This is a genomic window from Acidovorax sp. FW305-C-20-28, from assembly GCF_058783375.1.
Window position 1 is genome coordinate 101,258 of sequence record NZ_JBYSYM010000015.1, and the last position, 13,416, is coordinate 114,673.

Here is a 13,416-nt window from a genome sequence, read left to right on the forward strand (position 1 = left end):
ATCCTTCGGCCATGTCCGAGCTGTACATCGGCCTGATGTCCGGCACCTCGCTCGACGGAATCGACGGGGTGCTGGCAGACTTCTCCAGAGGCCGCATGGTGGTGAGCCACCATGCCAGCGCACCCTTCACCCAGGAACTGCGCGCGGAACTCCTGGCCCTGAACACCCCCGGCAGCGACGAGCTGCACCGCGCCGCCCTGGCCGGCAATGGCCTGGCCCGTGCCTATGCCGGCGTGGTGCACGCCCTGCTGGAACGCAGCGGGCTGCCTCCCGGCGCCATCCGCGCCATCGGCGCCCATGGCCAGACGGTACGCCACCGGCCGCAGGAATTCGACGGCACGGGCTACACCCTGCAACTCAACAGCCCTGCCCTGCTGGCAGAGCGCACGGGCATCGCCGTGGTGGCGGATTTCCGCAGCCGCGACGTGGCGGCGGGTGGCCAGGGTGCACCGCTGGTGCCGGCCTTCCACCGCGGCGTGTTCGGCCGCGCGGGCGAAACCGTGCTGGTGCTCAATATCGGCGGCATCTCCAACCTCAGCGTGCTCGCAGCCGATGGCCAGGTGCGCGGCTTCGATTGCGGGCCCGGCAATGCGCTGATGGACCATTGGTGCCAGCTGCATACCGGCCAGCCCTATGACGCTGCCGGCGCCTGGGCCGCCAGCGGGCAGGTGCTACCCGAGCTGCTGGCCTTGCTGCGGCAGGAGCCGTTCCTGCACAAGCTGCCGCCCAAAAGCACCGGTCGCGACCTGTTCAATCCTGCGTGGCTGGCCACCCGGCTCGACGCTTTTGCGGCCTGCGCCCCCCAGGACGTGCAGGCCACGCTCACGGAGTTCACGGCCCTCGCGTGCGCCGCCGATGTGCAGCGCCATGGCGCAGGCGCCCAGACCCTGGCGGTGTGTGGTGGCGGCGCCCTCAACACCCACCTGATGGCACGCCTGCAAGCGGCCTGCCCCACCCTCCAGGTCATCGCCACAGACGCACTGGGCCTACCGGCACTGCAGGTCGAGGCCGCCGCCTTCGCCTGGCTGGCGCGCCAGGCCATCGGGGGACAGCCGGGCAACCTGGCCAGCGTCACCGGCGCGGCCGGTGGGCGCATCCTGGGCGCCCTCTACCCCGCCTGAAGCACCTTCAGCCGTGGTCTGCGGCGTCGGCCGTGGTCGCGGCCTTGCTGCTGGCCCGGTCCTCGGGCGAGAGCTGCCAGAAGATGGCGGCCGAGGCCACCGTGATGAGCCCCATGCAGACGAAGGTGGACTGGAAGGCCGAGAGCGTGTGCCCGGCATCCGGCGGCTGGAAGAAGGCGGTGAACGCCGCCAGCACCGCACCGGCCGCAGCCACCCCCATGCCCATGGCCAGCATCTGCACCATGGACAGCAGGCTGTTGCCGCTGCTGGCCATGGCGTGGTCCAGGTCCTTGAGCGTGACGGTGTTCATGGCCGTGAACTGCAGCGAATTGACGGCACCGAAGACCGCCAGTTGCAGCACGCGCAGCCACAGCGGCTGGGCCGGGTCGGCCAGGCCGAAGCTGGCCATCACCAGGCCCACCATCAGCGTGTTGCCCACCAGCACCTGGCGGTAGCCGAAGCGCGTGATCAGCGGCGTGGTGAAGCGCTTCATCGACATGCCGGCAATGGCCACCGGCAGCATCATCATGCCGGCCTGCAGGGGCGAGTAGCCCATGGTGACCTGCATCAAGAGCGGGATCAGAAAGGGCATGCAGGAACTGCCCAGGCGCGAGAACAGGTTGCCCAGGAGGCCGATGCGCAGGGTGTCCACCGAGAACAGACGCGGAGAGAACAGCGGGTCGGCGCGGCGCGCCGCGTGCAGCCAGTAGGCGACCAGGCTGGCCAGGCCGAAGACCATGAGCACCAGCACGCTGGCCTGGCGCAGGCCCATGCTGGCCAGCCCGTCGAGCGCCAGCGACAGGGACACCATGCCGAAGGCCAGCATCAGGTAGCCCGCCAGGTCGAAGCGGGTGACGAAAGTGACAGGCTCGCCGGGCATGTAGCGCAGCGTGGCGATGCAGCCCACCAGCCCCACGGGCACGTTGATCAGAAAGATCCAGTGCCAGGACACGGCCTCCACCAGCCAGCCACCGAGCGTGGGCCCGATCAGCGGGCCGATGAGGCCGGGAATGGCCACGAAGCTCATGGCCTGCAGGAACTGCTCGCGCGGAAAGGTGCGCAGCACCACCAGCCGGCCCACGGGCAGCAGCAGCGCCCCGCCCAGGCCCTGCACCACGCGCGCCGCCACCAGCTGTGCCAGGTTCTGCGCCAGGGCGCAGCACACCGAGCCGATCACGAACAGCACGATGGCCGAGAAGAAGACCCGGCGCGAGCCAAAGCGGTCGGCCAGCCAGCCCGAGGCCGGGATCAGCATGGCCATGGCCAGCGAGTAGGCCACCACCACCGACTGCATCTGCAGCGGGCTCTCGCCCAGGCTCTTGGCCATGGCGGGCAGCGCGGTGTTGACGATGGTGGCATCCAGCGTCTGCATGAAGAAGCCGACGGCCACCAGCCAGAGGAGGACTTTGCGCGAGGGTTCTTGCTGCATGCGGTGCCAGGCTAAGAGGGAATCGAACGCCCCAAATGAAAAGCCGCCCGAAGGCGGCTTGCTGGGTGGACCTGGGCCGTGGTGGGCACGGCCTGGATTCCTCAGGCGGAGAAGCTCGAACCGCAACCGCAGGTGGTCGTGGCGTTGGGGTTCTTGATCACGAATTGGGCGCCCTGCAGGTCTTCCTTGTAGTCGATCTCTGCGCCCACCAGGTACTGGTAGCTCATGGCGTCGATCAGCAGCGACACGCCATTCTTGGTCATGGTGGTGTCGTCGTCGTTCGTGATCTCGTCGAACGTGAAGCCGTACTGGAAGCCCGAGCAGCCGCCACCCTGCACGAAAACGCGCAGCTTGAGGTCGGGGTTGCCTTCTTCCGCGATCAGGTCCGCCACCTTCGCCGCCGCACTGTCGGTGAACAGGATGGGGGCGGGCATTTCGGTCTGGATGTTCTCGGCAACTGCGCTCATGGGTGGGACTCCGTTATCAGGGTTTGCGCCAATACTACTGCAAAGCAGTCGGAGATTCAGGGGCCGCCGGCTTTGACGACAACTGCAGTGGGGGCTTTTCGTCGGCCACCACGGCCAGGGGGCACATCTGGCCCGTGATCATGGCGCCCTGGTGCATCTCCAGCGCCTTGTAGTGCACATTGCCCGTGATGCGCGCCTTGGGCTGCAGCTCCAGCAGATCGGCCGCATGGACCGGGCCGGTCACGGTGCCGTTGACGATCACATGGTCGGCATGCACGGCGCCCTCGACCCGGGCGGTCTCCGAGATCACCAGGATGCTGGGCTGCTCGGTGCCCGAGCGGATGTCGCCCACCACCTCGCCGTCGATGCGCATGCCCTCGCCGAACAGCACATTGCCGTCGATGCGGGTGCCATGGGCCACCAGGCTCTTGATCGGGGGCTGCTTCTTGCGGGAAAACATGGGCAAAACTCCTGGGTCAGGGATGGCGGCCCGCACGCGCCAGGGGCGCCGGCAGGCAGTCGTCCATCCGCAGCAAAAATGAAAGGCAGAACCCTGGCTTGCCACCCGCAGCCCGGTGGCTGGCGGTGGGGCGGCGGCTATTCGGCCGCCAGGGCCATGGTCTGGGAGGTGCGCAGGTTGCTGCCATCCAGCACCCGCGCGGTCACGGTTTTTACCACGGCATCGGCGGGCAAGGTCAACAAGCCCTCCAGTCGCCGGTACTGGCGCAGCTGCAGCGCCGCGCCCTGGGGAAAGGTCTGGGTCCAGGGCTTGCCATCCTGCGTGCCTGCGAGCACCAGTTCCAGCCGGCCATTGAACTCCGGCGCATTGCGGGCCGCCTGGATCACCAGCACCTGCCAGCGCAGCTGCATGCCCCCCACGGTCTCGGCGTGCAGGCCGCGGATGGCCACACCTTCGGTGGAGCCGGCCGGAATGAGCCGCTCGAAGAAACCGAGGTCCTCGCGCAGCGTGCGGTTCTCGGCCTCGAGCTGCCGCACCTGGGCCATCAGGGTCTGCAGGGTGGCCCGGTCGGCGGTGAGGATGCTCTCGGCCGTCTGCGAGACGGCGTGCTGGCGCTGCGTCTCCTCGACCAGCCGCGCCACCTCGCCGCGCAGGCGCACCAGTTCCTCGCGCGCACCGGAATCGAGCCCCGCGATGGACTTGCCGAACTCGAAGGCCCACAGCGCCACGGCGGCGCACAGCCCGAAGACCACGGCCAGCAGCAGCCAGCGCACAGGCCAGGGCATGGCGCTGCGGATGGCCACGCGGGGGGCGCTGATGGTCAGCCGGCGGCGAAGAAGGCGCAAACGCATGGAAGGAGGAAGAAAAACGAAGAGCGCACCTTAAACGAAAAAACCGCCCGAAGGCGGTTTTTTTGCAAGGCAGACCAGGCTTAACGCTTGGAGAACTGCTTGGCGCGGCGTGCGGAGTGCAGACCGACCTTCTTGCGTTCCACTTCGCGGGCATCGCGCGTCACGAAGCCGGCTTGGCTCAGTGCGGGCTTGAGCGTCGCGTCGTAGTCGATCAGGGCGCGGGTGATGCCGTGGCGGGTTGCGCCGGCCTGGCCGGACTCACCACCACCGTGCACGTTGACCTGCACGTCGAAGGTTTCGACATGGTTGGTCAGCACCAGGGGCTGCTTGGCGATCATGATCGAGGTTTCGCGGCCGAAGTAGGACTGGATGTCCTTGCCGTTCACCGTGATCTTGCCAGTGCCCTTCTTCAGAAACACGCGGGCGACGCTGGACTTGCGACGGCCGGTGCCATTGTTCCATTCACCAATCATCTCAAGGCTCCTTAGATTTCCAGCGCCTTGGGCTGCTGGGCGGTGTGGGGATGCTCTGCACCGCCATACACCTTGAGTTTCTTGATCATTGCGTAGCCCAGAGGACCCTTGGGCAGCATGCCCTTGACGGCCTTCTCCAGCGCGCGGCCGGGGTGCTTGGCTTGCAGATCGCGGAAGTTCGTGGCCGTGATGCCGCCGGGGTAACCCGAGTGGCGGTAGTACACCTTGTCCAGGGACTTGGTGCCGGTGACCTTGAGCTTGGCTGCGTTGATGATGACGATGAAGTCACCGGTATCGACGTGAGGCGTGTAAATGGCCTTGTGTTTGCCGCGCAAACGGAGAGCAACTTCGCTGGCTACTCGTCCGAGGACCTTGTCGGTCGCGTCAATCACAAACCACTCGTGCACGACCTCAGCGGGCTTAGCGCTGAAAGTGGTAGTCATGAGTTTTCTCTCGAAAAGAGGGTTTGGCGGGTCCTTTTCCACGGTCGGTGCTTCTCTGTAGGAAGCCTCTTAGGTGGCATGAAATTCCTCGCCGCGGGACCACAAAAGCGCTGCGAAGCCCTCGATTATACGAATTACCAGGCCAGGCGCGCAAGCGTTGGCGCCAAACCCCTGCCACAGTCACCGGCCGCGCAGCCCAGGGCGCGCCACGGCCGCTCAGGGCGACTGGCGGCGGCGCGCCTCTTCGGCCTCGTAGCGGCGCTTGTTCTCCACGCAAATAGCGGATCCCGCCTGGGAGGGTTTCTGGCATTCGTTGTGGATGCACATCGGGCGCGCCAGGAAGCTGGCGTCGGCGCACGCCTCCTGGGGCGATGGCACGCGCACCGGCGCGGGGCGGGGGCGCTCCACCGGCGGTGGTGGCGGGGGCGGCGGGGGCGGCTCCTCGTGGACCACGACGGGCGCGGGCGCAGGCTCGGACGCCACGGCACGCTTGGGCTTGGGCGCGGGCTTGGGGAGCGCAGCCGCCGAGGCGGGGTCGGCCACCGCCGGCACGAGCGGCGCACTCGCCGCCATGGGAGCGGGTTCCGATGCCGGCACCAGCACGGCCACCGCCTCGGAGGCCGCAGGCGCCGGCTCGGCCATCTCGGTGATGATGTCGTCGACCGGTGCCGCCTTCTGGCCACGGCCCTGCGACCACCAGACCCCGGCGGCCGCCACGGCCAGGCCCGCAGCCCCCAGCACCAGCCAGACCGGCATCCGGTTCGGGCTGCGGCCGGTACGCGCCGCCAGGGCCGCGCTGGCGCGCTCGGACTCGGTGAGCGCGGCGCGCACCCGGCCCGCCGCGCCACTGGACTCGCCACGGCCATGGCGCGCCGCCTTGCGCTCTGCGCCGGGCACGGGCACCTCCAGGACCTGGGTATCGACGGGGTCCATGAAAACGGTGTCGGCCGCGCCCCGCTGCACGGTGTCGGGGTATTCCTCGGCCGGGGCTTCTTCGGTTTTCGCCTCCAGCGCCTTGTTCGCCTGGGCTTCGATCTGGGCCACGATGGCGGGCGCCGCCGTCACGTCCACGGTCGGGGTCAGCAGGCCGGGCCCGGGCTGGTCGGCGGGCTCCACCCAGATGTCGCCCAGGTCGGCGCGGAAGTCGAAATGCTCCACGCCCTCGGGCGGCGTGGTCATCTCCATCAGCTGCAGGAAGGCGTCGATGCTCTGGGGCCGGTCCTCCGGCTTGAGCGAGAGCGCCTGCGAGATCGCGGCCACGAATGCCGGCGAATACTCGACCCCCAGCTGCTTCCTGACGGTCTTGGCCACGCGAGCGAACGGCACCATGCGGTCCTTGATGGAGCGCAGCGTGGCCGGCAGGGGCGTGTCATTGCACAGGCAGCCGTGCACCACGGCCGCCAGCGAGTACAGGTCGCTCCAGGGGCCCTGGCGCAGGTCGTCGTCGCCTTCGGAGTACTGCTCGATGGGGGCGTAGTTCACCTTGAGCACGGCCGTGTGCTTGTGGTCCTTGTCGTTGATCGCATGGCGCGCCGCGCCCAGGTCCAGCAGCACCGGCGGACCGCTGTCCTGCAGGAAGATGTTGTCGGGCGAGATGTCGCGGTGCAGGGTCTTGCCCTCGTGCAGCACGCGCAGGGCGCCCAGCACCGACCACAGCAGCTTGCGCAACCATTCCTCGGTGGGCGGCGTGCGCATCTGGGCGCGCGCCTGCTTGAAGGTCATGCCCGAGTACAGCGGCATGACCATGTAGGCGGTGTTGTTGGCCTCCCAGAAGCGAAACACCTTGACCAGGGAGGGGTGGTCGAACTGCGCCAGCAGGCGCGCCTCGCCCACGAAGGATTCGAGGCCGGCATGGAAGGTCTGCTGGTCCGACGAAGAGCGCACCCACAGGGACTGCCCCTGGGCGCGCCCGGCCAGCGCCGATGGCATGTACTCCTTGATCGCCACCGCCCGGTGCAGCGAGTGGTCGAAGGCCTTGTAGACCATGCCGAAGCCACCCACGCCCAGCAGCGCCAGGATCTCGAACTCGGCCAGCCGCGTTCCAGGCGGCAGCGCATCGACATGGCTGACGGCGCTGGCAGGAGCAGGAACAGAGGTTTCGGTCATTGTGAGAACAGGCTGGGCGGGGAGGTCGCCGGAACAGCGGCCAGGGAACTGCTGCGAGGGGCCGCCCCGCGGCACCAGCGATCATGAGGCATGACAGCCGGTGGCATTGAAACAAAAAGCCACATATCTGCCAAAAACGTCACGCAGCAACCTCCCAGCACGCAATTCTGCCCTGTCCTGCATTGTCCGTGCCACCTGTGGCGGCTGAAAGCCCTGATTGACGGGTGTTGTGCGGTCTGATGGCCCCGAAATCGTGGTCCGGGAGCGGACACTCGTTACCATTGGGGCATGTTCAGTTACCGCCACGCCTTCCATGCAGGCAACCACGCCGACGTGCTCAAGCACACGGTGCTGATTGCCACCCTGCAGTACCTCACCGAGAAAGACGCGGCCCTGACCGTGCTGGACACCCATGCAGGTGCCGGCCTGTACCGGCTGGATGGCGACTACGCCAGCACCAGCGCCGAAGCGGCCGACGGCATCGCCCGGCTGGTCGCGCCCGATGCGCCTGCACTCAAGCCCGCCCTGCAAGCCTATGTCGACATGGTGCGCGCCTTCAACCAGGGCGCGGCCACGCGCGTCTACCCCGGCTCGCCCTTCATCATGCAGCGCCTGCTGCGCGACCACGACAAGCTCAAGCTGTTCGAGCTGCACCCCACCGACCTGCGCGCGCTGGCCGGCAATGTGGCCCAGCTCGAAGCGGGGCGCCAGGTGGCGGTGCTGCACGAGGACGGATTCGAAGGCCTCAAGAAGTTCCTGCCCCCACCGGCCCGCCGTGCCCTGGTGCTGTGCGACCCCAGCTACGAAATGAAGAACGACTACGCCAAGGTGCTCGACATGGCGGCGGATTCGCTCAAGCGTTTTGCCACCGGCACCTATGCCTTCTGGTACCCGATCATCCCGCGCCCGGAAGCCCATGACCTGCCGCGCCGCCTGAAGACCCTGGCCACCAAGGCGGGCAAGGGCTGGCTGCATGCCACGCTGACCGTCAAGTCCAGCAAGATGGGCGAGACCGCCAGCGGCGAAGCCAAGCGGCCCGGCCTGCCGGCCAGCGGCATGTTCCTGATCAACCCGCCCTTCACGCTCAAGGCGGCACTCAAGGAAGCCCTGCCCCAGATGGCCGAGCTGCTGGCACAGGACCGCAACGCCACCCACACGCTGGAGTCCGGCGGATAACCCGCGCGCTGCCCCTCAGGGGGCGCGCAGCAGGCGCGGGGCACCGGTGCGGCGACCACTGGCCGCGGGTGCCTGCGCCTCACGGGCCTCGGGCAGTGCAAAGCGCTGGGGCAGGTTGTTCAGGGGCGCGGGTGGACAGGTCACGGCATCGGCCCCCAGAGGGAATACGTCCACGGGCTTGAGCCCCCCTTGCACCCCCAGGGCCACGGCCGCACCGCGGCTCAGGTCCACGATGCGGTTGGCCACATGCGGACCCCGGTCGTTGACCCGCACCACCACGCCCCTGCCGGTTTCCCGGTCGCGCACGCAGATGCGGGTGCCGAAGGCCAGCGTGCGGTGCGCCGCCGTCATGGCGTTCATGTCGAAGAGTTCGCCGCTGGCCGTGCGCCGCCGATGGAAGCGCTGGCCATACCAGGAGGCCAGGCCCGTCTCCAGGGGGCCCTCGTCGGCGCCGTCGTCTTCGTCTTCTTCCATGTCCGCGGCCTCCGCCGTCAGGCTGGGGCGGGACAGCCCTTGCGCCCCGACCGACCCCGGGCGCAATGGCAGGGTCTCGGCCGGATCCGGCGGTACCTTGAGGTCGCTGCCCGTGGCGCCATCCAGGCGCAAACCCACTTCCTCAGCCCACGCGACGGGCCACCCCAGCAGGCAGGCCAGCACCGCGCAGGCAATTCCCCGCGAAAGATCAGCGCTTGCAGCGCGCAAGAAACGCCTCTTCAAAACGCTTCAGGTCCGCTCGCTCGCCCTCCGTGAGGTCCGTGCGGGCTTTCTTGCTGTTCAGGATGCGCTGCGACTCGGCGCATTGCTGGGCTTTGCGGGCGTCCATTTCGCTGGCCGACTGGGCCGCCATCTGGGCGGATCGCTCCTCCTCGCGGCGCTGCCGGTCTCCATCGCGCCGCTCCCGATAGAAGCGATCGGAAGCGTCCTGCTCCTCCTGGGCGCAGTCGCGGCGGTATTCGTTGCGCATGCCCTGCACCACGTCCGGCGCGATCTTGCGCGAATAGGCATTGCGGATGTTCTCGTCCAGCGAACGGCAGCGCCCGCTCATGTAGCTGTAGTGGTCCGGCTCGCTCGGGGCCGTGCGCACCGTCGTGGGACGGGAAGGCTGGCTGTAGGAGTAGGACGGCTGCGAGGGCCCGGCTTCAATCGTCCGGGTGGTGCTGCCTTCCAGACAAGGGCGGGACAGGGAATAGTTGTTCCCGTTGGCATCGCGGCAGTGGTAGCGCGTCTGCGCGCCCACGCTCGACACACCCAGGGCCCCCAGCAGGACCAGCATCACGGCAAATACAACCTTCATGGCGCACCAGAAAAAATGAAACAAAGGGTGTGAATATTACCGTTGGACACCACTCACAGCACCAGGCGGCGGCAAATTTCCAGGGTGGCAGCGCTCTGGTTCATGGTGTAGAAGTGCAGCGCCGGCACGCCGGCACTGCGCAGCCGGTCGCACAAATCCGTCACCACATCGAGGCCAAAGGCCTTGATGCTGGCCGTATCGTCGCCAAAGGCCTGCAGGCGCAAGCGGATCCAGCGCGGGATCTCGGCGCCACAGGCGTCCGAAAAGCGCATCAGCTGGGTGGAACTGGTGATGGGCATGATGCCGGGCACCACCGGGATGCCGGCGCCCAGGGCCTGCGCATCGTCGACAAAGCGGAAATACGAGTCCGCGTTGTAGAAATACTGGGTGATGGCCACGTCGGCCCCGGCCTGGACCTTGGCCAGGTAGGCCCGGAGGTCCGATTCGGGCGAGCGGGCCTGGGGGTGCACCTCGGGGTAGGCCGCCACCTCGATGTGGAAGTCGCGCCCGGTCTCGGCGCGGATGAAGGCCACCAGGTCGCTCGCGTACTGGAACTCGCCGCCCGCGCCGTAGCCACTGGGCAGGTCGCCGCGCAGCGCCACCAGGCGCTTGACGCCCATGGCCTTGAGCTCGGCCAGCTGCGTGCGCACCGATTCACGCGTGGCGCCGATGCACGAGAAATGCGAGGCCGCAGGCACACCCTCGGCCAGGATCTCGCGCACGGTGCTGAAGGTGCCCTCCTGCGTGGAACCGCCCGCACCATAGGTGACGGAGCAGAACTCGGGGTTCAGCGCATACAGCTGCTGGCGCTCGGCGCGCAGCTTGTCGGCGCCCGCAGCTGTCTTGGGCGGAAAGAATTCGAGGCTCACCGGAAAACCGGTGGCCTGCGCCTTGGCTGCATTCATGCGGCCCTCCTTGCAAAAACAAAGAACTCGCGGTTGCCATCGCCACCGCTGATGGGGCTGTCCAGCCAGGACTGCACGGAAAGGCCCAGTTCGGCGCAGCAGTCGCGGATGCGCTGCTCGACCACCGCGTACAGGGACTCGTCGCGCACGATGCCGCCCTTGCCCACCTGGCCGGGCTGCAGCTCGAACTGCGGCTTGACCAGCATCAGCAGGGCGCTGCCAGGCTTCATCAGCGGCACCAGTGCGGGCAGAACGAGCGTGAGCGAGATGAAGGACAAATCCCCGGTGACCAGGTCGAACGCGGGCGTGATGTCCACGTCTTCGCGCCCGGCGCGGCGGCGGCGCTCCGTGGGCACGGTGCCCTCGGCCCGCGCGCGTGCCTTGGCTACACGCTCGGCCTTGAAGGCCTCCACGTCCTGCTCCTTGGCATCGTCGCTGTCGTCGTACTCGTCTCCCACTTCGCCGCCATTGCGCATCCAGGCATAGGGCGCCACGGGCTGGGTGTCGTTGTCCTCGACCTCGGTTTCCACATGCTCGGACAAGGCTTCCTCGCAGCCTTCCTGCAGCGATTCGGCGGTCATGGCGCGGGCGTTGAGCCCTTCCACGCCGACCACGCGCGGGTCGTTGCGCAGCCGCTCGTGCAGTTGGCCGTGGCCCACGTCCACGCCGATCACCTGGGCCGCCCCGTGCTGCAGCAGGCAGTCGGTGAAACCGCCGGTGCTCTGGCCCACGTCCAGGCAGCGCAGCCCCTTCGGAGACAGCTGCGTGGCCGCCAACGCCCCTTCGAGCTTGAGACCACCGCGCGAGAGGTACTTCGCCTCGGCAGCGTCGAGCAAGCGCAGTTCGGCCACGGACGGGATCTCGTCGCCGTTCTTGGCGACCTTCTGCCAGGGCGACAGCGGCGACAGGCGCCATTCGACCCCGGCCGCAATCAGGCGCTGCGCCTGCGAGCGGGTCGTCGCGTGGCCGGATTCCACCAAAAATACATCTGCGCGCATGCGTCAGTCACTCACTCTTACGTCTGAAGGCCATGGAAGGCGCGCCCGCCAGGGCGCGCCTGTCCCGTGCCACCAGGGCACGGGCACCGACTACCGATCAGTAGCGGTAGGTGTCGGGCTTGTAGGGGCCCGACTTGTTCACGCCGATGTAGGCGGCCTGCACATCCGTCAACTCGGTGAGCTGGGCGCCGACCTTCTTGAGGTGCAGGCGCGCGACCTTCTCATCCAGCACCTTGGGCAGCACGTAGACCTTGCCGGCCTGGTAGGCATCCTGCTTGGTGAACAGCTCGATCTGCGCAATGGTCTGGTTGGCAAAGGAGCTGGACATCACGAAGCTCGGGTGGCCCGTGGCGCAGCCCAGGTTCACCAGACGGCCCTTGGCCAGCAGCGTGATGCGCTTGCCGTCGGGGAAGATCACATGGTCCACCTGGGGCTTGACCTCTTCCCACTGGTACTTCTCGATCGACGCGACGTCGATCTCGTTGTCGAAGTGGCCGATGTTGCAGACGATGGCTTCGTTCTTCATGGCCACCATGTGCTCGTGGCGGATCACATCCTTGTTGCCGGTGGTGGTGACGAAGATGTCGGCCTTGTCGGCGGCGTATTCCATGGTCACGACCTTGTAGCCTTCCATCGCGGCCTGCAGGGCGTTGATGGGGTCGATCTCGGTCACCCAGACCTGGGCGCGCAGGGCGGCCAGCGCCTGGGCGCAGCCCTTGCCCACGTCACCGTAACCGGCCACCACGGCGATCTTGCCGGCGATCATCACGTCGGTGGCGCGCTTGATGCCGTCCACCAGCGACTCACGGCAGCCGTAGAGGTTGTCGAACTTGCTCTTGGTCACCGAGTCGTTCACGTTGATGGCGCGGAACAGCAGCGTGCCCTTGGCGGACATTTCGTTGAGGCGGTGCACGCCGGTGGTGGTTTCCTCGGTCACGCCGATGATCTCGGCCGACTTGCGCGTGTACCAGGTGGGGTCCTGCGCGATCTTGGCCTTGATGGCCGCGAACAGGATGCGCTCTTCCTCGCTGCCGGGGTTGGCCACCACGGACAGGTCCTTCTCGGCGCGCTGGCCCAGGTGCATCAGCAGCGTGGCATCGCCGCCGTCGTCCAGGATCATGTTGGGGCCTTCGCCGGCAGCGCCCTTGGCGCCGAATTCGAAGATGCGGTGCGTGTAGTCCCAGTACTCTTCCAGCGACTCGCCCTTGACGGCGAACACCGGCGTGCCGCCAGCGGCAATGGCGGCGGCAGCGTGGTCCTGCGTGGAGAAGATGTTGCACGAAGCCCAGCGCACATCGGCGCCCAGGGCCTTGAGGGTCTCGATCAGCACGGCCGTCTGGATGGTCATGTGCAGCGAGCCGGTGATGCGGGCGCCCATCAGGGGCTGGCCGGCGGCGAATTCCTCGCGGATGGCCATCAGGCCAGGCATCTCGGTTTCGGCGATGCGGATTTCCTTGCGGCCCCATTCGGCCAGGCCGATGTCGGCAATGATGCAGTCGGTGTTGACCGGGGCGTTGACGCGTGCGTTCATGGTGGTGTGCTCCAAAGCATGATTGAAAGACCACATTCAGCGCGGGGGATGAGACGGTAGGCTCACTCACCACACGAGAAGTGGATGAGCGTCGTTGCTAGATGACTCCGAGCCTCACGCCCCGCCAGTGCTGGGGACGCTGCAACGCTCCTCGGATGCGCG

Annotated in this window: 14 protein-coding genes and 1 riboswitch; of the genes, 2 read left to right on the forward strand and 12 right to left on the reverse strand. The window is 67.6% G+C overall.

Going from position 1 to position 13,416, the window contains the following annotated elements; genetic code table 11:
- Positions 1 to 11: 11 nt before the first annotated feature.
- A complete protein-coding gene (locus AC3WOH_RS18150; RefSeq protein WP_492230715.1) occupies positions 12 to 1,121 on the forward strand; it encodes an anhydro-N-acetylmuramic acid kinase in 1,110 nt (369 codons plus the stop codon).
- Positions 1,122 to 1,128: 7 nt separating this feature from the next.
- Here the strand turns inward: AC3WOH_RS18150 and mdtD are convergent, their stop codons facing one another.
- The 7 genes from mdtD to AC3WOH_RS18185 form a co-directional block, all read right to left on the reverse strand.
- Complete coding sequence (gene mdtD, locus AC3WOH_RS18155; RefSeq protein WP_492230716.1) at positions 1,129 to 2,550, reverse strand: multidrug transporter subunit MdtD; 1,422 nt, start codon at positions 2,548 to 2,550, stop codon at positions 1,129 to 1,131.
- A 101-nt stretch (positions 2,551 to 2,651) separates the two neighbouring features.
- Positions 2,652 to 3,017: an iron-sulfur cluster insertion protein ErpA gene (gene erpA / locus AC3WOH_RS18160; RefSeq protein ID WP_007856958.1), complete on the reverse strand. Its 366-nt coding sequence runs from the start codon at positions 3,015 to 3,017 to the stop codon at positions 2,652 to 2,654.
- A gap of 34 nt (positions 3,018 to 3,051) precedes the next feature.
- The gene (locus tag AC3WOH_RS18165) at positions 3,052 to 3,477 is read right to left on the reverse strand and encodes a bactofilin family protein (RefSeq protein WP_492230717.1); all 426 of its coding nucleotides are present in this window, start codon (positions 3,475 to 3,477) and stop codon (positions 3,052 to 3,054) included.
- 137 nt (positions 3,478 to 3,614) lie between these two features.
- Entirely contained in the window at positions 3,615 to 4,328 is a 714-nt protein-coding gene (locus AC3WOH_RS18170; RefSeq protein ID WP_492230719.1) for a DUF6776 family protein, read from the reverse strand.
- Positions 4,329 to 4,408: 80 nt separating this feature from the next.
- A complete protein-coding gene (gene rpsI / locus AC3WOH_RS18175) occupies positions 4,409 to 4,801 on the reverse strand; it encodes a 30S ribosomal protein S9 (RefSeq protein WP_184857171.1) in 393 nt (130 codons plus the stop codon).
- An 11-nt stretch (positions 4,802 to 4,812) separates the two neighbouring features.
- Positions 4,813 to 5,244: a 50S ribosomal protein L13 gene (gene rplM, locus AC3WOH_RS18180; RefSeq protein WP_026437700.1), complete on the reverse strand. Its 432-nt coding sequence runs from the start codon at positions 5,242 to 5,244 to the stop codon at positions 4,813 to 4,815.
- A 216-nt stretch (positions 5,245 to 5,460) separates the two neighbouring features.
- Positions 5,461 to 7,350, reverse strand: coding sequence for a serine/threonine protein kinase (locus AC3WOH_RS18185; RefSeq protein ID WP_492230720.1), 1,890 nt, complete (start codon positions 7,348 to 7,350; stop codon positions 5,461 to 5,463).
- A gap of 288 nt (positions 7,351 to 7,638) precedes the next feature.
- Here AC3WOH_RS18185 and AC3WOH_RS18190 point away from each other — a divergent pair, with 288 nt between their 5' ends.
- The gene (locus AC3WOH_RS18190; RefSeq protein ID WP_492230721.1) at positions 7,639 to 8,526 is read left to right on the forward strand and encodes a 23S rRNA (adenine(2030)-N(6))-methyltransferase RlmJ; all 888 of its coding nucleotides are present in this window, start codon (positions 7,639 to 7,641) and stop codon (positions 8,524 to 8,526) included.
- 15 nt (positions 8,527 to 8,541) lie between these two features.
- Here the strand turns inward: AC3WOH_RS18190 and AC3WOH_RS18195 are convergent, their stop codons facing one another.
- From AC3WOH_RS18195 to ahcY, 5 genes are all read right to left on the reverse strand, one after another.
- Positions 8,542 to 9,132, reverse strand: a complete 591-nt coding sequence (locus AC3WOH_RS18195; protein WP_492230722.1) for a septal ring lytic transglycosylase RlpA family protein — start codon at positions 9,130 to 9,132, stop codon at positions 8,542 to 8,544.
- Between the two features lie 76 nt (positions 9,133 to 9,208).
- The gene (locus tag AC3WOH_RS18200; protein WP_492230723.1) at positions 9,209 to 9,820 is read right to left on the reverse strand and encodes a hypothetical protein; all 612 of its coding nucleotides are present in this window, start codon (positions 9,818 to 9,820) and stop codon (positions 9,209 to 9,211) included.
- Between the two features lie 53 nt (positions 9,821 to 9,873).
- On the reverse strand, positions 9,874 to 10,725 hold the full coding sequence (gene metF / locus AC3WOH_RS18205; RefSeq protein WP_492230724.1) for a methylenetetrahydrofolate reductase [NAD(P)H]: 852 nt from the start codon (positions 10,723 to 10,725) through the stop codon (positions 9,874 to 9,876).
- Positions 10,722 to 11,723, reverse strand: a complete 1,002-nt coding sequence (locus AC3WOH_RS18210; protein WP_492230725.1) for a TlyA family RNA methyltransferase — start codon at positions 11,721 to 11,723, stop codon at positions 10,722 to 10,724. The genes metF and AC3WOH_RS18210 overlap by 4 nt, the downstream gene beginning before the upstream one ends.
- Before the next feature lie 97 nt (positions 11,724 to 11,820).
- Positions 11,821 to 13,254, reverse strand: coding sequence for an adenosylhomocysteinase (gene ahcY / locus AC3WOH_RS18215; protein WP_492230726.1), 1,434 nt, complete (start codon positions 13,252 to 13,254; stop codon positions 11,821 to 11,823).
- A 79-nt stretch (positions 13,255 to 13,333) separates the two neighbouring features.
- A riboswitch (S-adenosyl-L-homocysteine riboswitch) is annotated at positions 13,334 to 13,411 on the reverse strand.
- Positions 13,412 to 13,416 lie beyond the last annotated feature (5 nt).

Coding starts and splice junctions, on each gene's coding strand:
- rpsI (WP_184857171.1), bottom strand. CDS start 4,801: ATGATTGGTGAATGGAACAATGGCACCGGCCGTCGCAAGTCCAGCGTC.
- AC3WOH_RS18185 (WP_492230720.1), bottom strand. CDS start 7,350: ATGACCGAAACCTCTGTTCCTGCTCCTGCCAGCGCCGTCAGCCATGTC.
- AC3WOH_RS18210 (WP_492230725.1), bottom strand. CDS start 11,723: ATGCGCGCAGATGTATTTTTGGTGGAATCCGGCCACGCGACGACCCGC.
- erpA (WP_007856958.1), bottom strand. CDS start 3,017: ATGAGCGCAGTTGCCGAGAACATCCAGACCGAAATGCCCGCCCCCATC.
- AC3WOH_RS18150 (WP_492230715.1), top strand. CDS start 12: ATGTCCGAGCTGTACATCGGCCTGATGTCCGGCACCTCGCTCGACGGA.
- AC3WOH_RS18200 (WP_492230723.1), bottom strand. CDS start 9,820: ATGAAGGTTGTATTTGCCGTGATGCTGGTCCTGCTGGGGGCCCTGGGT.
- AC3WOH_RS18165 (WP_492230717.1), bottom strand. CDS start 3,477: ATGTTTTCCCGCAAGAAGCAGCCCCCGATCAAGAGCCTGGTGGCCCAT.
- ahcY (WP_492230726.1), bottom strand. CDS start 13,254: ATGAACGCACGCGTCAACGCCCCGGTCAACACCGACTGCATCATTGCC.
- metF (WP_492230724.1), bottom strand. CDS start 10,725: ATGAATGCAGCCAAGGCGCAGGCCACCGGTTTTCCGGTGAGCCTCGAA.
- AC3WOH_RS18170 (WP_492230719.1), bottom strand. CDS start 4,328: ATGCGTTTGCGCCTTCTTCGCCGCCGGCTGACCATCAGCGCCCCCCGC.
- rplM (WP_026437700.1), bottom strand. CDS start 5,244: ATGACTACCACTTTCAGCGCTAAGCCCGCTGAGGTCGTGCACGAGTGG.
- AC3WOH_RS18190 (WP_492230721.1), top strand. CDS start 7,639: ATGTTCAGTTACCGCCACGCCTTCCATGCAGGCAACCACGCCGACGTG.
- mdtD (WP_492230716.1), bottom strand. CDS start 2,550: ATGCAGCAAGAACCCTCGCGCAAAGTCCTCCTCTGGCTGGTGGCCGTC.